The organism is Cytobacillus sp. MT66 (assembly GCF_058792595.1).
This window is the reverse complement of sequence record NZ_JBXAFB010000025.1, coordinates 1-22,423: the sequence shown is the minus strand read 5'-3', so window position 1 is coordinate 22,423 and position 22,423 is coordinate 1. Positions and strand designations below refer to the sequence as shown.

The following is a 22,423-nucleotide window of genomic DNA, read 5'->3' as shown; positions in this document are numbered from 1 at the left end:
GAGAGTCCTCCTTAATCCTATTTGATCGGTTCTGTGATAGCTCTTTTCCGGAGACTCACCTTATCAACTTTTCCTTGTACCATTGGAAATTCCTCTATAAACCGAATTTGATCTGGAAATTTATAGCGTGCTATACGATCTTTGCAATACTCATATAAATTTTGTACTGTTAGTTCATTCTTTTTTTGAATGAATGCGACAATTTGTTCACCATAAACAGCGTGAGGGACTCCTACAACTATAGCCTTTTGTACATTGGGATGATTACCGAGAAAACCTTCTATTTCTCCTGGGATAACTTGTTGCCCACCTTTTTTAATCATGTCCTTTATACGTCCTACCAGTTCAATTTTTCCATCTGCTGTTTGCCTTCCTAAATCTCCTGAATAAAACCATCCATCTTTATATACTTCAGATGTTAAGTCAGGACGCTTATAGTAACCTAAAAATGGATCATCGCACTGAAATAAAATCTCCCCGTATCCTTCTTCGGAAGGCGATTTTAATTTATACTTCAGATTTGGAAGCAGTGCCCAATCCATCCCTTCACGAATATCGCTTTCTGTATACATGATAGCTCCTAATTCAGACGATCCCAAAAAGCTCATCATTTTGGCTTTTAAATTAGAATACGATTGGAGGAAGTCATCGGAAATAGCTTCTCCAGCGAAACAAATGAGCTCCATCTGTTCCAAAGCAGGTTTATCTGCTAATTTAGCAATCATATCAAATGCTTTAAAAAGTGAAGGTGAGGAAACCACTTTTTTACTCGGCTGCCTTTCATATAATTGGACTACTTCTTGCATTGTAAGGTTTTCTGTGAATACAAGATGATATTGCGTATGTAAACTTGAAAGGAGCCAGACAACACCAAACACACCAGAAATTTGCCCCATAACAAAGAGCTTGTCGTTTTTATCTAAATTCATACCTGCCTTAACCCCTGCGTTTGCACGATTAATAAAACCTAAATCGAGAATAACTCCTTTTGGTACACCTGTACTTCCGGATGTACAGGCAATGAGTTGGGCACCTGTTTCATCTAAAGGTTTTTTCTCTCCATTAAGAAACAGCTTATTCCACAACATGGCACCCTGATGTTCAAAAATAACGGTTTCTTTTTTCGTTGGAACCGCCCAATTGTGGATTGCCTGACTGAAATTAAAAGAGTTATGCATGGTTTCAGTAAAAATAATATGAGGATCAATAAAATCCAAAACCTGTACTAAGTCTTCCTGTCTAAGATGTGGACTTAGCGGAATGACGACTCCCCCCAATTTACTAACTGATAAGATTAAAGTGGAGAAGTCATAAATCGATGCAACAATTAAGACAACTTTTTTCCCCTTAATCTCTCCGAGAGATTCATGTATCATCTGAGAATATTCATCAATACCATGCTGAATTTCACCATAGGTATAATCTCCGCTTTGTGTTGATAATATCGTCTGATTAAGCGGTGGGTTCTGATCAAAGATCCAATTATAAAAGTTACTCATAGTTTTACTTCCTCCCTTGTAAACATTTGGTACACTCCATAAACTGTTTCTAAATCTTGATTACTCTTAATCTTATAGGTTTCATTTCCGAGTCTTGAAGTAAGCTCTATTAGCAGATTTACCATTTGAAGGGAATCAAGATGTAACTCCTCCCGAAAAGATGAATCCTTTCTTAAATTTTCAACCGGTATCATTGTTATTTCGGATAGAATTTGGCGAAATTCTTCAAAATCCATTTATATGACTCCTTTCCTTTTCAAACCATGTCATTGCTCTCTGGCGAATTTCAGGGAGCTTATAATTACAGCAATGTCCCTCGTCAGGGTATTCCAAGAATTTTTTTCCCTCAGGTAGCATTTGAAATAACTGATACATGCTTTCATCCTTCACCATAACATCCTTTTTCCCATGTACTAATAAAACAGGACACTTCAAAGATAAGGTATGATAAGGCGGTATAATCTCTTCATCTGAAACAAACTGGACTCTTTCTGTAAAATAATCCGGCATTTTTACATCATTTGTTCGAAATGGTGGCGAGACTGCCACTGCCTTAGATACCAATGAATGACAACTTCCGTATATCGCCCAAGCGGCACCCGAGCTCGTTCCAAATAAATAGATGTTTTTATCAGGGAACAGCAAATGGGCATACTCGATAACGCCATCTACAAATCGTTGCCAACGCTTCACCGTTCCTTTAATTCCACCCATTGTATAGGTCTGTCCTTGTCCGGGACCATCAAAGCTAAACGTAATATAATCTTTTTCTGCAAAGTCCATTTCATAAGTGAAAAGTTCTTCTTTCGTAGAATCTAATGGGTTAATAATGACGATAACTTCCCTGGGATTACTAGGAATTCTAATCCTGCCATAGTAAAATTGCTCATCGATACCCAGTTCAACATTTTTTGTTTGTATAGGTGATAATTGATCAGCTTCTTTGACAACATCCAAACTTTTACTCAGCCAATCTCTTTTTTCTTCATTACGGTCAGGAATAAGCCATTGTATGAGCTGATAATAGAGAGCAGAAGTTCGATAAGCGATTTCAGCGTCTTTGGAAAAACCCCTTAGCTTTAATGTTTCAGCGTCTTTCATTCTTTTCTCCGCAAGATTTTTCCATCCCTGAACCCAGAGCTCCTTCGATAAATACGTCTTACGCAAAGCAGAAAGATCCTCTTTTCGAACTCCATGCACTAGCCATCGGTCCCAAAATCCATCAAATAAGTTTACTGTCAAAAGCGTCTTTTCAATTGTCCTATTAACCAACTGCATTTATCCGCCCTTCTTTCTCATCGCTTGACTCAAAGATTAATATCAGAGTTGACCCTTTAGGTGTGGTAAATAAGGCGATTTTTTTCGCCAGCTTCATCATGAGAGTAAAGCCTTGTCCTAAAGAATTCTTCGTAGAGTATCCTGTGCGTAAAATTTTATTTGGAAGATCATCAAGTGGAAATCCTGGCCCTTTATCCTCAATGACAAAAGTCATTTCTTTGGTTTGTTCATTTTCAAGGATGGTCATTTTTCCTTCCTCTGCATGCTTAATAGTGTTTGTAATGGCTTCCGATAAAACTAATAACCAGCTCATGACTGTCCCTTTATAAATATCCATTTCTTCGAAACATATTCTAGCCTCATTTCGGCATGCTGGGATATCCGAACTATCCTTAATTACTCCTTCGCAGAGTACATTTCCATCCCTATAATGTTCTATTTCTTCCCTAGTTATCAGTAAAAATTGACCCTGGGTGGCCGCTGCCAAGACATCACGATAAATTTTCCACTCCGCGTGTTTTTCACATTCTATCATTGGCTCCCTTGGCTTAGACAATGGAATAAATATTTCATCTTTATGAATCTCATAGGCCTTCAACATCGCATTTTGTAGATTCATATGGAGCTTTAATTTTTTAATTTTTTCTATCATATCTTCTTGTTGTTTATTCCAATCCAGCATTTGATCGGATAGAAAAAGAATGCATTCCTTCTTTTGTTCATCTCCTGTATCTTGCAGAAAGGATGATTGAGTGAGTGACCGATTAAAAAGTTGGTCCTGTTCCGCTATATCCAGTCCTAGATATTGTCCAATTTTCCTAGCTAGAAAACCCCTTTTCGTTCTAAAGATGGTTTCTTCGTAAGATAAATCTGGAGGTGGAGACAGCACCTCTGTAGGTTTGCTTTCAGCAGATTTTTTGAACTTACTAAAAAACTGTCTCAACTGGATTAATCCTCCTTACAAGATGCCACGAGGCGGCATGATGGTTATCTCATCAACAAATGCCCCTGCCGGTTGATTAATCAGAAACAGTAAATGGTTTGCTAAACTTTCAACTGGAATCATGTCATCCATATTAGGCTTGGGATCGATATTGTCCCAAAAACTGCTCTTGACTGAACCCGGAATCACCGCTGTCACTTGGACCCCTTTTCCACGCAATTCAGCTTGTAAGACTTTCGTTAACCCCATCAGGCCGAATTTTGAAGCTGAATACCCGCCGTTTCCAGGTAAAGCCATTGTCCCGGCAACTGAAACTAAATTGAGGATATGCCCACTCTGTTTTTCAGCCATGTACCTTCCAAACATCTTACAAGTTAGATAGGAGCCCCGTAAATTTACGTTGATCATTTGGTCAAAGTCTTCTGTTGAAGAATCAATCACACTTGAAAAAACACCCACTCCCGCTGCATTGATTAAGACATCGACGTTTCCAAAGTGCTGAATAGCTTTTTCATAAAAATCCTTAACCGATTCTTCACTGGTTACATCCAAAGGCATCTTCAAAACATTCTTATTAGAGTAGTAGGTGTTGCTTCTACTCCCTAAGACGACATTCCCGCCCAATTGTTCGATTGAGGCAGCAATAGCCTTCCCAATTCCCCTACTAGAGCCAGTAATGGCAATCGTTTTTCCTTTTAACGACATTTGGTTATCCATCAATCATTCCACCCCTGGACCGAAATACTCAAAATAGTTTTTTTCCGTTTCATACAAACCGATTTTGAAAAGGTTCGAAATTCTTGGTGAAAGTAAATCCCAAATCACAACTGCCACGTTTTCGGAGGTTGGATTCAAGTTTTCAAATTCTTCCGTATCCAAATTTAAATGTTTATGGTCAAATTTTTTCATGATCTCTTCGTCCACGATCTGATCCAATTCTGAAAGGTTCGCAATCATGCCAGTAACTGGGTCAGGTATTCCGCTTACAGTTACCTCTAAATAGTAGTTATGACCATGCCCATAAAGGTTATTGCACTTCCCAAAAAGGGCCACATTTTCTTCTTCGCTTAATTGACTACTATGTAAACGGTGTGCAGTGGAAAAATGATATTTTCTCGTTAATCGAACCATTTCAGCATTCTCCTTTTCTGAATATAAGAAATCATTTTCTCTTAGTTTGATTTTATGGAGTTCACAGCCATCTATTTTTCCATCTAAGGAATCCCATAGGTACGCCGTTATATTTTCAGTTGTCGGGACGTTTTCTTTAAAATAAGGATTTTCTTTATTTAAGAACTTCCCATCTAATTCCTTACGAACGAAGGACTTTACAACTTTATCGATATCCGTAATATTGACCACAATGCCTGACTTAGCGTCTAACGATCCTTTTACCATAACCTCTAGCGTATAATCGTGACCATGCCCATGAGGATTTGCACATAGGCCAAACACTTCTTGATTTTGCTTTTCGCTCCAATCGTCAATTCGATAGAAATGAGCAGCAGAGAAATACATTTTTCTTGAAAGATAGAGCATAGATTTTCCTCCTATTAATCTCTTAAAAGAGCCCTTTCAAATTCTTCCGTTAACGCAGCATCATCTTTGAATACACCCTTTTTTACTGTTGTCACCGTTGCACTTCCTGGTTTTTTCACACCCCTGGCACACATGCAAAGATGTTGTCCCTCTATACTGACAATCACACCTTTTGGTTTTAGGACATTCATTATTGCTTCTGCAGTTTGTTGTGTCATTCTTTCCTGGACCTGCGGACGTTTAGAGACTAATTCAACAAGGCGAGCAAATTTACTTAAACCTATTACTCTCCCATTTGGAATGTAACCAATGTGAGCCTTCCCGAAAAAAGGGATCAGATGATGTTCACAGAAGGTATAATAGTTAATATCCTTAACAACAACGATTCCTTCATATTGTTCCTCAAAGGTAGTCGTTAAAGCCGTTTCAGGAGGAACGCCTACTCCTGCAAAAACTTCTTTATACATTTTTGCCACACGTTTTGGTGTATCTAATAAACCCTCGCGATTTGGATCTTCCCCAATTAATTCTAAAATTCCGCGAACATGCTGCTCTACTAAGTCATTATTTAAATCAACTGCCATGTGAATTCCTCCAAATATGTTCTAAAAATAAAAAAACTCACCATAGGATTGGTAAGTGTACTTAACCAACCTTTTCGGTAACCCGGCGATCCTAGCATCCTTGCCTTAGACCCGTAGCTTTGCGTCCTTATTTTTCAATAAGTTTGCCATTATCGAAGATTAAATATTGTATTTACAGAAAAGTTGCCTTTTCTATTAAGATATCTTTCAATTGAACCAATTCGAAAATATCGTTAATAGGTTGTTGAATATTTTTTACCACGATTTGACTATTAGTCTCACTGCTTTTTACGGTTTCCACCAGATTAATAAACAATCCTATGCCAGTGGAATCTACAAATGGTACTTCATTAAAGTCAATTTCAACATTCTGGTACCCTGATAAAATAGGAATGACTTCCTCCTCTAGTATTTCAGTTACTTCTATATCTAAGTCACCCATAAAATAAATGGTGATTGTTTGCTCTTTTTCCTCAAGTTTATAAGAAAACATGATCAATTCTCCTTATAATTAAAAAATAATTCTTCCGTTTTCATCTAGGTGAGCATTTATATATCTACGATCTTCCTGGAAGGTATGTTTACTCTTACCAATTTGAATAACAGTTCCAACTCTAACAAAACCAATCTTAATGTTTTCGCTGCTTGGCACTATTATTTTACTTGTGACACCACTATCGGAACCTGATTCATTAATAGTTGCCCCCTGCCGAGCAAAGATCTCTCCTCCTCGGAAAACTCCTTTTACACTAACATGGCCGATAGCATGTATTTTGGAATTATAGCAACCTTGTCCGCGGATCACCACATCACCGCTCGAGAAAATCGTATTCCCTTGAGAATTCATCAGTTCAACCGTACATTCTTGTATTTCTTGGTTATATTTCTTAATTATTTGATCAATCTTGTCTGACAAACCCTTAATTTTTTCAAGGGAGTGAAGTTCGTTTGGAACCGCGGACATAAAACACATTCTTAGTTGTTCGATAAGAGATTCCCATTCAGTATCTAACAGGTTGGTTGATGTTTTTCCTAATTCTATAAGTTGATTAATAGACCGTACGAGGGTCTTGAACTTTTTGTCTACCAAAAGTTTGATAAGTGGGAATAACCCACTTTTGGAGTAATCTGTAATTTTAAAAGCTGGCATATTCATTAACTGGTGAATGGATGAAATCATCTTGTTCATTTGATCTTGGACAGTCGAAAAACAAGTAATAGTTTCAGAAGTATATATGTTTTGGTTACCACCTGAAATCACACTCCCAATCACATTACCCCGAATCATTATTCCACTTTTTCCAGAAATGGTGGCTGAGTACACATTTTTAAGTATGGTAGCTTCACCTTCAGCTTCTACGGCCATCCCTTCTTCAACATTCCCTCGAACCTCTATATCTCCCTTAAAACGAATATTTCCTGAATCCATATTAACGTCTGTGGGATGAGTGAGTTTTGGTAAAATGGATACCTTTACAATCAAACCACGTTGTTCAATAAGTGGCCTCCCTTCTGTAGTTGCCACAACCTTTGAATCATTTTCAATTAAAACAATCCCTGTCCCAGCGGTTATAATAAGGGGATAAACAGGTTTAGGAGGTATTGGCTCATTTGAAACATTAAAACCTGGTGTACCGGGAATAGGGGAACATACAGTGGCGATAACTTGCCCTTTTTGAACTGTCGGAAACACTTGTACTTCCCGAAAATCAACGGTCCCGTTTTTTCGCTCTTGAGGCCCTGTTTTCTTTTTTACATTTACCACAATTTCAATCTTCCCGTTTTCGCCCTCTTTTGGTTTAATGCCGCTAGCAATGATGAAATCTCCGGTTTCTTTAGTGTTAACTGCTTTTAAGATTTCCTCATAATTAAATCCATGTACCACACGTAAATTTTCTAGTTCGGATAAAATTTGTTTGTATTCTAAGGTATTTCTACTCTCAATATTTTTCGTTGCTTCGAGCTTAATATGATAATCCGGTTCGACATCTTTTATTTCATAGCTTTTTTTCATCCCTGGTTCTACATGTAAGATTACGTTTAATCGGTCAGCATCCTTCTGTATATTCCATTTAGTTTCTTTCGTTACTTCCTTAGTCTGTATTTCAAATACATCCGTGGATGCCACTACTGCCGTTCCCTCAACTACCTCATTATTTTTTTTTAATGTTATCCCTTTTCCGACTGTAATCGTTGGATAAAAAAGGGGAGAAGGTTTGCTGAAGATTCTTCCATCTTTTACCCAAACCTTTCCAGCTAGTTGATCGTCCTCTTCTTTGTTTATTACCGGTGTTGAAGCAGACTCAACCTCTTTTATGTTGTTTTGAGAAGGTATATCTATATGATTAACCATTTTTACCAATGCTTCATAACTATTGTCTATTTGGAAGATCTCACCAGAATCAAAAGAGTTGTTAACTATTAAAGATGAATTTATAGTTTCTTCTTTTCCATTTTCTTTTGTTTCATGGACTTTAGTTAATTTAACGATAGCTTGCTTTGAACCCAATCGCCAAAAACCTTTTGAGGCCTGTTGTACAATTTCAATAGATACTTCTTCTTTTATAGTTCCCAATAATTGCAAGCCGACTTCAACAGCCTCCTCTACATCTTTACCTCTCGATATAACGGTTTGACTCATTTTTCATTTAACCCTCCCTGCTATTTATAGAATTGAATTTTGGTAGATGGATTTGTCAGGCTTAACTTGGACATAGCCTTGGGTAATCGGAGCCATATTTACATTTTGTAACCTTTTACTTAATCCATACTCATTTTTCCCTTTTTTCATTAAGCATTTAGTGCTAAGTTCTGCTGATTTTTGGAAATCAAAGACTGTTATTTTAATAGCGGGCGACAGTTCAATCGTATAACAAAGAATAATCAGGTCCTAAAAATAATATTTTTCAACTCATCAAAATAATAATTAGAACATTTCTTAAAAACAAATGACAAACAAGCTGAAAATTCGACATAACTCAACAAAGGAATTATAACAAATTTTCCAGATTAATAGGTAAAAGGACTGTAAAATTTTAAATAAATAGGTAAAAAGTCCCCAAATTTCCACTCTATAGCGTTCAACTTTTATTTACTCCATAGAAGTAAAATTCTATCCTAATAAGTCGTGGTTGTAGCAAAGAGTATTCTGAACTTGCAGCATCATTTTATATGAAAAAATCCAACTTCAATTTATTCATTTTTTTTGTACCCATTTGTTAATGAGACTACAAAATTTGTCCCATCTTTTCATTGTTTATTAGAGTATGCACAACTCCTAATTTTAAAAAGGGTTCGCGTTAAAAATATTATTAGAATACACAAAAAGACTCTTCACAAGTTCGACAACTTACGAGAATCCCTTATTACTATGGTTTTAACTTTCGTTTTTTCACAGTGTTTTTATCTTACGAGACTTATTTAAACCACTAACTCGGCCTAATATAAACGCTCCCGCGGTTAAGCCGAAAACTGTATTGGTCTTTTTGTTTAAAACTTGATTAGCAACAAGTTTTAAATTTTGGGGTCTTTCAGCTAAGCGCCTCATGAAATAACCATACCAATCTTCCCCGAACGGTACATAGGTGCGGAAATTATAACCTTCTTTAGCTAATTCCAATTGAAGTTCTTTCCTAAATCCGTAGAGCATTTGGAATTCAAATTTTTCTTTAGGGATTCCATGTTCTTTAACAAAAGATTTGAACTTAATTAGTTTGATAAAATTAGCATCAATACTTTGCCTATCCTGAAAAGCATGTTCTTTAGATTCCTTATAAGCCCCTTTAACTATCCGAACCTAAAATAATGTTCGCCAAAAAGGTGCCTCTCCCAAGAAGTGCAATGGGCAAAGCACCTTTTTTTTACTAGTCCGGTTGTATATAATTATTTACTAGCTTCAGGATGAAAAAATTCTCAGAAAGTTCAGTCCCAAAATCTTTTCTATGTCTTCCTTCTTGTACCCTCTATTTGCCAATCCCTTAATCAATTGACCCAAGTTTCCATGTCCGTCAATCACGTCGAACGGTTTCCGAGGCATGCTGGCTAAGTCTTCCGAGGACACATATTTGAAAAAATCATCGCATAAATCGAGACCTATTCCGACATGATCAATGCCAACTAGCTGAACCATATAATCTAGATGATTAATCAACTGGTCCAGGTTACTGTTTTCGTCTTCTTCCGCAACAATGATACTGACCGCATTTATTCCGATAACACCGCCTTTGGAGGCAATGGCTTTCATTTGGGTATCCGTTAAATTGCGCATCGTATTCGAAAGAGCCCTTGCATTTGAATGGGAAGCAATAATAGGCTTTTTTGAAACTTTCATAACATCCCAAAAACCTTCATTATTCAAATGGGAAACATCAATCGTCATTCCCAGTTGTTCTGCTTCTTCAATTAACTGGACACCAAAAGATGTTATGCCTCCTTTCTTTCCTTCCCGTACCGGGCTAAAATGGCTTCCATCACCGACAGCATTTCTTCTGCTCCATACTAAGCCTATGTTGCGGACACCCAATTCATAGAATACCCTTAACAAGCTTAAGTCTGTCCCAATTGGCTCTGCACCCTCAAGAGAAAGCAGGAAACCGATTTTGCCTGATTTCCGGGCCAGCAGCATGTCTTCACTATTTTTACATATCATTAACTTATCTGGTGATTCCTGTACTTCTTCAAACAAAGCACTTACTTGATTCAAGGCTTTCCGCAGGGCCATTTCCGGTAAAAAACTACTATCAATAAAAATTGCTGCGATGATGATATTCACGCCACCCTGTTTAAAACGCGGCCAATAATCTGTTTCAATCACCTTCCTTTTTCCGCGTTCCCTTTGAATTGCCACATCCATCAATAAGTCGAAATGACCATCAATAATAAGAGTGTGATTTTTAATATGATCTATATATGTTGCAGTTTCTTCCATTCACTCGTCCTCCAAACAAAAAATTGAAATTCAATCTGTCAATCATAGTAAAAAGCTCTAGCATTAGTACTAGAGCTTTTACCATTTCAGCCAATCCTACACTAACTCATTTACTTCCATACGGGCTAAATCTCCTGCAGCTTTTACGCGAATACGGGTTGCATTGGCAGGCATGTAGGCAAGCGGAACATCTTCTATATCTACAATGACCAGGCTATCAGGATCTGCACCAGCATTGATTGCTTCCGACATAGCCTTTTCTTTAGCAAGTTTAAGTGCCTTTTCTCTTCCGATTTCAGCCAAGGCGTATACCTTTTCAATTTGTCCACTGACTTGGGAGATTGCTGCTCCGATGGCATTTGCTACTCCTGAATGTTCAGGACGAATGACCTCTGATGCACCTTTCAATTTCTTCGGTAGCAAGATGCTTCCTCCACCAACAAGGATTACCGGTACCGGTGCCGCACTTGTTTTCATTTTATCAATTGCTTCTTCAACAAGCTCGACCATTTTATCATAGACCTTATTTAATATCGTTTTATCAAGATGTGCTACCTTTGAAGAATCGCCAAGATTTACTTTGCCGAGTGCTACTGCAACATCAGTGGCGGTTAAAATGTCCCCTCCAAAAATAAGACTTTTTTTCGGCAACCGATATCCAACGCTGTCAGGTCCAACTGTGAAGCTGCCATCATCTTGAATTCTGATAATCGTTCCGCCACCAAGTCCAATGGAGATCAAATCTGGCATCCGGAAATTCGTGCGGGCTCCCCCAATCTCCACAGCCAGGGAGGATTCCCTAGGGAATGACTGAACCAGAACCCCGACATCAGACGTTGTACCGCCAACATCTACTACAATAGCATTTGAGTATTCGCTTAAATACGATGCACCGCGCAGTGAATTCGTTGGGCCACAAGCAATTGTGAAGATCGGATATTTCACCGCATACTCAACCGACATGAGGGTACCATCATTTTGTCCGAAAAAGACTTTAGCCTCAATACCTTCATTTTTTAGAGCATTGATAAATCCGTCCGCCGCTGTTTTAGCAACGTTGACAACTGCTGCATTTAGAATGGTTGCATTTTCCCTTTCAAGCAATCCTACTGATCCAATTTCCGAAGATAAGGAAATAGAAATATCATCTCCCAGCACTTCTTTCAAGATTTCATTTGCCCTATATTCATGAGTTTGCGAAACTGGAGAGAAAACAGAAGTGATAGCAATAGAATCGACTTTCCCTTTAATTTCCTCAGCGATTTGATATAAACGCTCTTCATCTAAAGGACTGATTTCACGTCCATCAAATTCATGTCCACCCCGGATCAGGTAAACATATTTTCCTAGTGCATCACGAAGGTCATCAGGCACTCCAATCAGCGGCTTAACCGCAAGAGTTGCAGGGGCTCCAATTCGGATTACGGCAATTTTATTTAGTCTTTTTCTTTCAACAATTGCATTTGTGCAGTGTGTTGTTCCCAGCATGGCATATTTGATTTCTTCACGCGGGACGTTTCCTTCTTTTATAATTTTTTTCATAGCTGTATAAATGCCCGTTGTCACATCTTCTGTAGTTGGTGATTTTGTTTCCGAAATAACTTTATTATCCTGATCTAAAAGTACAGCATCTGTATGGGTTCCCCCGACGTCAATTCCAATGCGATAAACACCCATTATACCGTCACTCCTTTTTTGGCTAGTTCTTCAACAGGGACATATTCTACATCATATCCAAAATACTTTGGTCCAACTGTTTCAATCCCTTTCTCAGTTCGCCACTTTGGATGGCAAGGCATTCCGATTATGACACATCTCGCACCGTATCTAATCCCCTCTGTAGTGATAGGTAAGCCAGTTTCTGCATCAAGGACAGCAATCAAGTCAGGTGTGACACAAAGCAGCCGCTGATCCGTCTGGGCAAGAAGATGTTCATTCTGAAATCGAACCTCAAGAGTCTCGCCTTTATACTTATTGATTCCCTCGAAGGTTGCCACTCCTCTTGCAAAACCTGTTTCTGTCTTCCGGTTAATATCACTGACTTTGCCGCGGAACAGTTCAAACCCATTAGCCTTTTTTAAGACTTCGTGTATCGGATCTGTATTATTTTCCTTAGCAAGCCGGATCGCTTTGCCAATTTCCTCTTCGAGCTTTAAGATATTACTAATTCCGCTTTCCTTAATATCTTTGCCGGCCATTGGATAGATGGCAATCATGGAAGATCCCCCCATTTCTATCGTTGTAGCCCGGGCAATTCTTTCTGTCCAAACATTATTGATTGTCGACAAAAGTGTTGTGTTTCCTTTTTCGTCTGCGATCACCATAGGAGTAGCAGAGATTCCATCTAAGTAGAATGTGACCATTTGCAGTTCAGGGAACGCTCGTCCCATCCCATCCACATCTACAACCGGAAGGCCAAGTTTGGCAGCAAGGGCCAAAGGTAGCATGGAATTTAAACCGCCTGCTTCAATAGGCATAGTTGCATAAATTTCTTGACCTAAATACGATTCAAGGTTTTTGAATGCTGCAGCTGCCTCCTCACCGCTTGGGGCCTTCTCAAGCATAACGGTTGGCGCCCCCATCATGGCGGATGGAACAATTAATGCATCATCCGGCACCTCATTCGGATCTAAAAGTGTAATTTCCCCATATTCTTCAATCGCCTGCAGTGCCATTAGCTTTCCAATGTAAGGGTCTCCCCCTCCTCCTGTTCCAAGTAAGGCGGCACCTACTGCTATATCTTCAATCTCCTGCTTGCCTAATTTTCTCATTTTTTTAAACCTCCCAATATTCCAAAAATTTATGATGCAATATGTTCTTTAACCTCTTTATTGCCGGATATGATTTTCACAGCTTTTACACCGAGGTAATAGATGATAGCGCTTATTAACAGCGAATTAATGGATGGTATTCCAAGCGTTACAAAATAGCCGCCTGCAAATCCAGCAGCCCAGGCAAATAAAGTCACTGGATTTAATTTCTCCGGCTCTGATGGCAAGATGCCTTTTTCCCTGCTTTCATCAAGTGCTTTACGATATGTTTTTAACACGAAGTAATCCATCACCATAATACCTGCTATAGGAGGAATCATGATTCCAAGCAGAACGAGGAAATCCACAAATCTGTCCAGAATGCCGAGAATGGATAACAGTGTTCCGATTGCACCAATGATAAGGGTAATAAGCCCGCGATTTACTTTTACCTTGAATACGGAATCAATGATATTTGTAAATCCCAGTGAAGAAGAATATAGATTTAAGTTATTAATTTTCACGGTTGAAAAAACAACCACTGCAGCTCCAAGCCAGCCCGATGTTTGAAGCATGATGCTGACTACATCACTTGTTTTTGCTGCGTGGGCCATAAGAACCGCTATCATTCCGACACCAAGCTCGCCCACAAGGGTTCCGATTGTGGTCATCCAGAATACATCCTTGCCATTTCGGGCAAATCTGCTGAAGTCAGGTGTGATGACTGCACCAATCATGAAGCCTCCTGCAACCATTGTTGCACCTACCCCCATGGAAAGTCCTTCTCCGGGAGGGGGAGTACTCATAAGATTAAAAATGGAGTGGTCATTTAATACCTGATAGATTCCCACCCCTACTACCAATAGGAAAGCTGGCACGGCAATTTTCGCAGTCATGCTCAAAAGCTTGAATCCGAAAATAACCAATACGGTTACGCCGAATCCAGTGATTGCAGCTGCGGCAGGCAGACTTAATTTGCCTTCAGTTGCCTGAACCAGGCCATTGGCAAAAACAGAGTTCTGCACACCAAACCAGCCAATTGTACAAATGGCGATAACGGCTCCTATAATGGTCGAACCGTATCTGCCGAATCCTGTCCAGCGGGATAATAGACTCGTAGATAGTCCTTCACGCGCCCCCGCATAGCCGATTAGAAAGCTTACGACTTGCAATATAACACTTCCGAGCATCATGGCCCAAAACGCCTGCCAAAAAGTCATTCCATATCCCAAAGCAGCACCAAGCATAAATTGAGAGAGTGTCGCCAGAGCACCAACCCGTACAAGCATGATATCCCACATTGGCAAACGTGCTGACTTGGGAACTCTGGACAGAGAGTAATCGTCTCCTAACTTTGAATGATCTTCCATGAATTTCTACCTCCTATTACATTTTTCACTCTGCCTTGGCATTTAAGTAAGAAGCTTTGGGGACAAGTAAACTGTAAAATAACTAAGCTTTTACTTTTATGAGCTTTTAACACGCTCTTTAGATGGCGGTGTCATGTAAGTCAGGCGGCTTTGTTTAACACCCATGACAATCAGATTTTCAAGTAGTCTTGTGGCAGCAAACACCGGATCGATAACCGGTACGTCATAGCCGTTCTTTTTTAAGCGTTCCTGCAGTTCGGCTGCAACGCCCATAAAGCCTGTACAGCCTAAAATAAGTGCGTGTGCATGATCTTGCTCGATTGCTTTGATCATTTCCTCGTATAATTCTCTTTTTAGCCTATCCTTATCGTGAACTTCCAAAACCGGAATATTTACATAACGTACTGAAGCCAAATTTCCGTTTACACCTAAAGTCTTGCTGATATTCTCAATCATTGGGACAACATTTGGAAGCACGGTCACCACTGAAAAAGATTTTGCAAGAGAGCTTGCGAACAGCATAGAGGCTTCACATGCACCTACAACCGGAATATCCAAGATCTCTCTGGCAGGCTTTACGCCCGGATCTCCGAAGCAGTCGCTAATAACGCCTTGATAACCTTCCTCTTCTGCCTCTTTTGCTTTTTCTAAGAAATTAGGCACACATAGGGCCTCATCATATTCGCTTTCAACAGAAGCAGGCCCATAATCCAGACTTGTAACCCCCACTTCGGTTGTATCGGATGCATAGTATTTAACTTCCTCTTTAATTTCCTCATTAAAGATATCCGATGTAATAGGCATGATCACTTTGATCTTCATTCTTATACACTTCCTTTTTTAAAATTTGTCATTGTGTTTATTATGGAAAGAGCGCAATCCTGTCAGGCCAATTCTCCTAAAGCCTTTACCCGAACTCTTAACACTTCTCCTTCCAGATAATCAAATGGGAATTCTTCCAATGATACAAGCTCTATGCTCTCTTTTTTCGCACCCTTTTGCAGAAGCTGCTGTAAAAGCTGATCTTTTGCCCGGTCAATGACTTCCTGTTTAGTAATGCCATTTAACCAGAAAACTTTATCTAATTCTGCAGATAGAGGAGCAAAACATGCTCCGACAGCATTGCAAATATGGTAGCCAGCCGGATGCAAAACCTTCTTATATCTGCCAAATAACCGATTAGCGAGTAGCGGACTTCCCCCTCCAACAAGAATGACAGGCAGATCCTCGACACTTGGTTGGAGTCGTGAGATTGTCTCCTTAATATTCTTTGTTACCACTTGAATAACTTTTCTGCAGTCTTCTTTTGATAAAAGGTCCAATCCTTTCAGCTGTATAGTTTCATCCTGAAAAGAATCGGGAAATAGTTTTAGAAAGGAGTCGGTTAACGTCCATGTACGGCCTCCCCATGCCATCCCCTGCTGTTCGATATCATTTGCAATCGTATCCTTGATTTCCGCTAATTCGTTTTCAATTGTGATAAGACTTCCGCCTCCATATGGTAAAGAATGAATTTGCGGAACACGGACATTAACTTGAATATCAAAAATAGAAGAAGAACCGACAGAAACTTCGGGCTGTCCATTTATTATTTTTCCAATATCAATTGTACTTCCACCAACATCCACAACAATGCAGCTCTTTAAATCGCTTAAGATACTGGCGCCTCTAATACTGTTGCTCACTCCTGAACCAATCGTCAGGATGGGATATTCCAGAGCTTCATGTATTTCCATAAGTGATCCGTCATTCTGTGTTAGCCAATAGGGGCAATTTAACGACAGATTCTTAAATATCTTTGATAAGTCAGTCATGGCCTGCCTTAAGACTTTTGATAAAATGGCATTTAATAAGGCTGCATTTTCCCTTTCTATAAAACCGGTACTTCCAATTTTATGTGACATCGTAACCGGTATTTTAGGATAATGTTCCTTTATAATTTTCCGTATTTCTTGTTCTTCCGTTTCATATAAAGGGGAATATGCTCCCACAATACAAATGGATTCAATGCTATATTTTTCAATATCGCTGAGAAGCTTGTTTAATTGTCCAGAATTCGGATTAAACAAATCATCCTTGTTCCCCTTGTAATCACACAAACCCTTAAAGTCATACACTTCCCCAATATACTTCTTAAGATTCGAGGGCCATTGGATGGCAGGTCCAATTAAAGAAGGTATCTTGGTCATGCGGATAAGCGCAGTTTTTGCCAGATTGTTAGGGTAGTATAAGGCATTAAGCACATGAGTAGTCCCCAGGAATACACCCTCAATTTTGTCTGGCGGGATATTCGCTTCTTGTAAAGATTCGCCTGCTGCTAATTCAATACCGGTAATGATATTCTTTGTTGTTAAATGTTTCGACCAGGAAAGAAGCTTGCCGTCGTTCGTTATGATTACTGCATCTGTATTTGTACCGCCCACATCAATTCCAAGTTTCATAGCCTGAAGCCTCCTGAAATGGTTTATAGGCACAGGCTAATCCGTAACTAGTCGGACCAACTAACTCCAGCATGTCTTTTGTACGAAGAATATTAGGCGCAGGGACAGCGACTATGGTGACAGAAAGACCTGATTGAACTTCAGAAACATTGTAAGGAATTAAATTCTCCTGATTTAATACCAGGATAAGATCTGGTGCTGTACAGATGTATTGGCCATTTTTAATGGATATAAATTCATTCTTGAATTCTATTTCAATTCGTTGATCTGAAAATACAGTTCGCCCTTCAACAATGAACTTTCCTACAAGCGAGCCTTTTTCAAACCAGCGGCTCACCTCTGTTACTACTCCGCTAATGATTTGCTGAGGCTTCCCATAAATGGAGTTTTCAAACACATGTAACATATTATCCATTTTAACGCCTGCTGATGATTCACTTTTAAGGACATTCCCCAGCCTGAAAATTAAATTTAATGTTCCGGGAATCATAGACGTCTTCATTTTCCGTCCTTTAGCTCCATATCCAATTAAATGGGCATGGCCTCCATTTTTTACGGTGAACACCTTTGCTATTTCTGCTGTGTAATGAGCATTATTCACGTCATAAATAACCCTGTTCGTGACGTGGGTTTGTAAAACCATCGGTGATAAATGAATCCCCGATAAATGGAAGGCAGTCATAAATAACTCCGGAAAGGCTCTTCCCATTCCATCCCCGTCTATGACGGGCAAATTCGCTTGGATTGCTATTACTAAAGGTATTAAGGAATTAACACCCCCTATTTCGATTGAAATAAGGGCTCCTACATTCTTGTTTATGACGGATTCATAAAGTTTTAAAGCCTGAACCCCTTCACGTCCGCCTGGAATATCCTCATTAAATAAAACAATGGAACCCATAATGCCTGCCGCAGCCACCCATTCATCCCCAAGATCTGAAATGGTTTTGACCGCAATAACATCATCTTCTCTCATAATGGACATCAACAGATTTTCAGCTGTATTTGTATCACCGCCCCCGCCGCAAGATAATAGCTTTGCCCCTAATGCTAAAATGGGAATATCATTCTTTCTAATCTGCCAAGACATATGATGTGCTGCCCCTTTCACAATTTATTTATGCATGAACTGTGCCAGAAAAGAGAAAACCCCTCAGGCTTGAGGAGCATAGGATTTATTAGCTTTATGAGATTTTTTCGAATGCAAAACAATTGATAATGAGAAAGAAATTAAATATAAAAATCATAATATTTTAAATGTTTTTCTCAAATTTTCTCATTTTTTCTCAGTTTTTTGACTTTTTATCATATTTTAAACCTTTTATTTCTGCTGAAGAATCATTTAATTTTCATCTTTTTAATCCTTCTATACAATGTAGGAAGGCTTATGTTCAACTGTTCAGCTACTTTCTTTTTGCCTGTTGTATCTCTGCCAAATTGATCTAATAGCTTTAGAATTTGCTCCTTTTCATCTGAATGTTTCTGTCTTCTGCCTGAAGTTACAGCCGGTATCTGCAGATGAGCATTTTTGTTTACCTGGCCTTTATATAGGTCACTTAAATAGACAGGCAAGCTTTTAATCGTGACCAAATCACCGATCTCTAGCTGCATAAAATGATGGACCACATTTTGGAGTTCCCGTATATTACCTGCCCAATGATATTGCAGCAGAATTTCAATGACATCTTTAGATAATCTCTTTGGTGATCGGAAGAGCTTTTGAGAAAATGATTTTAAGAAGTATTCGACAAGAATAGGAATATCTTCTTTTCTTTCTCTTAGGGGAGGAATGGTAATTGGAATTACATTTAGCCTGTAATATAAATCCTCCCTGAATTGCCCTTCGGAAACTAATTCTTCCAGACTTCGGTGAGTAGCTGTGATGATGCGTACATTTATTTGAGTAGTTTTCGTATCCCCTACCCGTTCTATTTTTCTTTCCTGAATCACTCTTAACAATTTAGCCTGGAGATGAAGAGATAAGTCACCTATCTCATCAAGAAATATCGTTCCCTCATTGGCCATCTCAAATCTTCCTGGTTTATCTGCGTTTGAACCTGTAAAAGCCCCTTTTACATGTCCAAAAAGCTCACTTTCCAACAGTGATTCAGGTATAGCTGCACAATTGATGGCGATGAATGGCCCGTCTTTTCGATTGCTCGCCTGATGTATGGATTGGGCGAATACTTCCTTTCCGGTACCGCTCTCACCTCTAAGTAAAATTGAAGAATCGCTTGGAGCTACTCTTTTTGCAATATCAACCACACGTTGAATGGCCTCGCTTGTCCCTTTAACATCACGAAAGGAGTACAAAACTCTTTTATCCTCTTTTTTCATTGATTTTAAAATCGGATTCAACTGAATAAGAAATGATTCGATATGTCCAGCTGATAAAATTGGCTTTAACCGGGCCAGATAGGGCTCTGGCTTTCGGACGGTTTTATTTGTATGGAGAGAGACATTCATTTCCTGCAGATTGGCTATTTTGGTCACCTTCAGCCAGTCCGGAACAGAAATGATTTCTGTAATATGTTCACCTATTAATTCTGCTTGAGTCTTATTTAGCATGCTACACAGCCTATTACTGATGTTATTAATGGTTCCATCCCTGTCAACTATTAATATAGGCTCGTGAATAAAATGAAATATTCCATTTATCTCCCCTAAAAACTGATTATTTGCCTTTTTAATTTCATGATTTTCTAGTTTCGCACTTGCCCATTCACTGCACAAATCAAGCTGATGCTCTAGAAAATCCAAATTATTTAGCAACCACTCACTCAGTTCTTTCTTGGGAGTAATTAATATTATTCCTGCTACTCTTTTGTTGATGAAAATGGGAGAAAATGCAGCAGTTTCAATTAAACAAAGATCTTTCACAGGACAAGACATACATATACCATGATCTGATTTCTGCTTTACTATCGTATTGATTCCGGTCTTCATGATCTTAGAGGCTATCTGACAATTTATATGCAGATCCTTCCAGTTTCTTTCTGTCAACAACACATCTGCTCTAACAGGATATGATTGAAAAAACTTTGCGACACCAGACTTCATTTCTGTCATTAATTCTTCCAGCATAGCTATCACCCCCAAAATATCAAATAATTTATAATTCTATCATAACAAAGGTAATATTCTGAATTATAAATCCAGTGTGACAAAAGGCTCAACTTTATGAATTACTTTCATCAATTAGCGTTCATATTTTTCTATTTACGAGCCAGTTTAGTTTATTTCAAGGGTAAAGCTAAGACAAAAAGAAATGGAAAATGCAACAAAATCCTAAAGTGCAAGCAATTGGGCCTGCACTTTTCGGTATTTTTCCGATATCAAAAAGGATTGATTAAAGCTTGTTCCTGCATCTATAATATATTTCGAGACTAGAAAGAATTGAGGGAAAGGCTTATGAATCAAAGTGAAGTCAAAAAAGGTGCTATATATGCGGGCTTTTCCTATTTTATATGGGGTTTGTTGCCAATTTACTGGAACCAAACGAATTTTTATGGTGAAAATAGCTATGTTGTAAAAATAGCTACCCCACTTAATAATAATTGACAGGTTATTTGGAGTAATAATAATACTTCTGTTCCATTAACATGTAGAGTAAGTTAACTTTCCATATAGGAGATTAAAAGATGGCTTTTAATGGGAAAAAGAGAACATTATATTCGATAGCTTATACGAAGCAGATGCATGGGCTGAATCAATAGGTAACGAAATTTATGCAAGACTGTATGATGGCTATGACACACCAGATTATAAAATAGCTTATTCCTTAGCTTTTAGAATTGCTGGGATGAAAGAATTCAGTGTTACTACAGAAGTTAGACATGGACTTAGAAAAGTTCTTTGACAAGGTAAATCATGATAGGCTAATGAGTATACTTACGATACAAATCAAGGAGAAGCCTCTACTAAAGCCTATTCGCAAATATTTACAGTCGGGTGCTATGATAAATTTCAATTACTGAAGAAGGAACACCACAAGGGCCTTTATGTCTGTTACTTTCTAACATTGTATTAGATGAGCTAGATAAGGAGTTGGAAGCTAGAGGGCATAAATTCGTTCGTTACGGCGATGATTGTAATATTTACATGAAATCAAAACGGGCAGGAGAACGAACAATGGCTAGCATTCAACAATTCATTGAGGTCTGGTTTATTCGTTAGCTTAATTACATGGTTAATGATATCTATCCTAAATAAAAATGAAGGTGGTACTCTATTTGAAATTCATGATCATATATTTGGACGCTTGATTGGTAGTATTTTCAACTTCCTTATTGTCATTTACTATATTGCCGTCCATTATTCGATTACCATTAGTTATGTCGAGTTGTCACTAACATGGGGATATGAAGGAGTCTATGAATGGGTCGGAGTATTGGCTTTATTAATGTTAACGATTTATGCTGTATCAGGCGGATTCAGAGTAGTGACCGGTGTTTGCTTCTTATCCTTTTTATTGACTATATGGCTGCTATTTGTTGTTTACCAACCACTTCAAACCATAAACTTAACTAGGATTTTACCTATAATGACGACAACTCCTTCAGAAATTATGAACGGAGTTTTCAAGAGCAGTTATACAATGTTAGGTTTCGAGACGTTGCTTTTTATTTTTCCATTTATAAAGGAGAAAAATAAACTTCAGCTTTTTAGTCAAATAGCAGTCTGGTTTACGACCATTCTTGTTTTAATAACAACTGTAGTTTCTATTTTATTTTTTAGCGCTAAAGAATTAGAGAATAATATATGGCCTGTTGTCAGCATGATTAGCACTGTCCATTTTCCATTTATTGAACGCTTTGAATTTGTTGCGGTTCCATTATGGATTTTAGTCATTTTTCCAAACCTATGTATCGCTCTATATATTTCTTCCAAGGGTATTAAACAGATTTTTCATATAAAACAAAAATATGGAATATGGCTCATCTCCATCATCCTTTTTATCTGCAGTTTTTTAATTACTAAAAGAGTAGATAATAATTACTTTTTTGATCAAATTAGCAAAACTGGATTTTTCCTTTGGTTTATCTATCCGATTTTCTTGTATGGAATCACCCTTATAAGATCAAAAATCAAT

The 22,423-nt window shown here is 38.4% G+C and carries 19 protein-coding genes, 2 pseudogenes and 1 riboswitch; of the genes and pseudogenes, 3 read left to right on the top strand and 18 right to left on the bottom strand.

Annotated features, from left to right (window positions below; genetic code table 11):
- Positions 1-17: 17 nt before the first annotated feature.
- From AC1Q59_RS23750 to AC1Q59_RS23665, 18 genes and pseudogenes are all read right to left on the bottom strand, one after another.
- Positions 18-1,499 (bottom strand): class I adenylate-forming enzyme family protein, encoded by a 1,482-nt coding sequence (locus tag AC1Q59_RS23750; protein WP_492368352.1) that lies wholly within the window; start codon positions 1,497-1,499, stop codon positions 18-20.
- Positions 1,496-1,735: an acyl carrier protein gene (locus tag AC1Q59_RS23745; RefSeq protein ID WP_492368351.1), complete on the bottom strand. Its 240-nt coding sequence runs from the start codon at positions 1,733-1,735 to the stop codon at positions 1,496-1,498. The genes AC1Q59_RS23750 and AC1Q59_RS23745 overlap by 4 nt, the downstream gene beginning before the upstream one ends.
- A complete protein-coding gene (locus tag AC1Q59_RS23740) occupies positions 1,725-2,777 on the bottom strand; it encodes an alpha/beta hydrolase family protein (RefSeq protein ID WP_492368350.1) in 1,053 nt (350 codons plus the stop codon). The genes AC1Q59_RS23745 and AC1Q59_RS23740 overlap by 11 nt, the downstream gene beginning before the upstream one ends.
- On the bottom strand, positions 2,764-3,720 hold the full coding sequence (locus AC1Q59_RS23735) for an ATP-binding protein (protein WP_492368349.1): 957 nt from the start codon (positions 3,718-3,720) through the stop codon (positions 2,764-2,766). The genes AC1Q59_RS23740 and AC1Q59_RS23735 overlap by 14 nt, the downstream gene beginning before the upstream one ends.
- Before the next feature lie 15 nt (positions 3,721-3,735).
- A complete protein-coding gene (locus tag AC1Q59_RS23730; RefSeq protein ID WP_492368348.1) occupies positions 3,736-4,437 on the bottom strand; it encodes an SDR family oxidoreductase in 702 nt (233 codons plus the stop codon).
- Positions 4,438-4,440: 3 nt separating this feature from the next.
- Positions 4,441-5,259 (bottom strand): 6-carboxytetrahydropterin synthase, encoded by an 819-nt coding sequence (locus AC1Q59_RS23725; RefSeq protein ID WP_492368347.1) that lies wholly within the window; start codon positions 5,257-5,259, stop codon positions 4,441-4,443.
- A 14-nt stretch (positions 5,260-5,273) separates the two neighbouring features.
- A complete protein-coding gene (gene folE, locus AC1Q59_RS23720; RefSeq protein ID WP_492368346.1) occupies positions 5,274-5,843 on the bottom strand; it encodes a GTP cyclohydrolase I FolE in 570 nt (189 codons plus the stop codon).
- A 73-nt stretch (positions 5,844-5,916) separates the two neighbouring features.
- Positions 5,917-6,001: riboswitch (cyclic di-GMP riboswitch) on the bottom strand.
- 14 nt (positions 6,002-6,015) lie between these two features.
- Complete coding sequence (locus AC1Q59_RS23715; RefSeq protein WP_492368345.1) at positions 6,016-6,336, bottom strand: STAS domain-containing protein; 321 nt, start codon at positions 6,334-6,336, stop codon at positions 6,016-6,018.
- An 18-nt stretch (positions 6,337-6,354) separates the two neighbouring features.
- Positions 6,355-8,484, bottom strand: a complete 2,130-nt coding sequence (locus AC1Q59_RS23710) for a flagellar assembly protein A (protein ID WP_492368344.1) — start codon at positions 8,482-8,484, stop codon at positions 6,355-6,357.
- A 750-nt stretch (positions 8,485-9,234) separates the two neighbouring features.
- A pseudogene (locus tag AC1Q59_RS23705) lies at positions 9,235-9,639 on the bottom strand (proline dehydrogenase family protein); the annotation flags it as partial.
- Positions 9,640-9,738: 99 nt separating this feature from the next.
- Positions 9,739-10,770, bottom strand: coding sequence for a dipeptidase (locus tag AC1Q59_RS23700; RefSeq protein WP_492368343.1), 1,032 nt, complete (start codon positions 10,768-10,770; stop codon positions 9,739-9,741).
- Between the two features lie 96 nt (positions 10,771-10,866).
- Entirely contained in the window at positions 10,867-12,447 is a 1,581-nt protein-coding gene (locus AC1Q59_RS23695) for a hydantoinase/oxoprolinase N-terminal domain-containing protein (protein WP_492368342.1), read from the bottom strand.
- Positions 12,447-13,541 (bottom strand): S-methyl thiohydantoin desulfurase family protein, encoded by a 1,095-nt coding sequence (locus AC1Q59_RS23690; RefSeq protein ID WP_492368341.1) that lies wholly within the window; start codon positions 13,539-13,541, stop codon positions 12,447-12,449. Before AC1Q59_RS23690 ends, AC1Q59_RS23695 begins: the two co-directional genes overlap by 1 nt.
- A gap of 29 nt (positions 13,542-13,570) precedes the next feature.
- Positions 13,571-14,890, bottom strand: a complete 1,320-nt coding sequence (locus AC1Q59_RS23685; RefSeq protein ID WP_492368340.1) for a purine-cytosine permease family protein — start codon at positions 14,888-14,890, stop codon at positions 13,571-13,573.
- Positions 14,891-14,986: 96 nt separating this feature from the next.
- Positions 14,987-15,712 carry an aspartate/glutamate racemase family protein gene (locus tag AC1Q59_RS23680; protein WP_492368339.1) on the bottom strand — a complete coding sequence of 242 codons (726 nt, stop codon included), beginning with the start codon at positions 15,710-15,712 and terminating at the stop codon, positions 14,987-14,989.
- A 62-nt stretch (positions 15,713-15,774) separates the two neighbouring features.
- The gene (locus AC1Q59_RS23675; RefSeq protein WP_492368338.1) at positions 15,775-17,331 is read right to left on the bottom strand and encodes a hydantoinase/oxoprolinase N-terminal domain-containing protein; all 1,557 of its coding nucleotides are present in this window, start codon (positions 17,329-17,331) and stop codon (positions 15,775-15,777) included.
- Positions 17,315-18,421, bottom strand: coding sequence for a DUF917 domain-containing protein (locus tag AC1Q59_RS23670; RefSeq protein WP_492368337.1), 1,107 nt, complete (start codon positions 18,419-18,421; stop codon positions 17,315-17,317). Before AC1Q59_RS23670 ends, AC1Q59_RS23675 begins: the two co-directional genes overlap by 17 nt.
- A gap of 248 nt (positions 18,422-18,669) precedes the next feature.
- The gene (locus tag AC1Q59_RS23665; RefSeq protein ID WP_492368336.1) at positions 18,670-20,415 is read right to left on the bottom strand and encodes a sigma-54 interaction domain-containing protein; all 1,746 of its coding nucleotides are present in this window, start codon (positions 20,413-20,415) and stop codon (positions 18,670-18,672) included.
- Positions 20,416-20,998: 583 nt separating this feature from the next.
- Between AC1Q59_RS23665 and AC1Q59_RS23660 the strand changes: the two genes are divergently transcribed.
- From AC1Q59_RS23660 to AC1Q59_RS23650, 3 genes and pseudogenes are all read left to right on the top strand, one after another.
- Positions 20,999-21,190 (top strand): hypothetical protein, encoded by a 192-nt coding sequence (locus tag AC1Q59_RS23660; protein ID WP_492368360.1) that lies wholly within the window; start codon positions 20,999-21,001, stop codon positions 21,188-21,190.
- A pseudogene (locus AC1Q59_RS23655) lies at positions 21,162-21,489 on the top strand (reverse transcriptase domain-containing protein); the annotation flags it as partial. The gene AC1Q59_RS23660 and the pseudogene AC1Q59_RS23655, both read left to right, overlap by 29 nt.
- On the top strand, positions 21,485-22,423 hold a 939-nt coding region (locus AC1Q59_RS23650), incomplete at its 3' end, for a GerAB/ArcD/ProY family transporter (protein ID WP_492368335.1). The pseudogene AC1Q59_RS23655 and the gene AC1Q59_RS23650, both read left to right, overlap by 5 nt.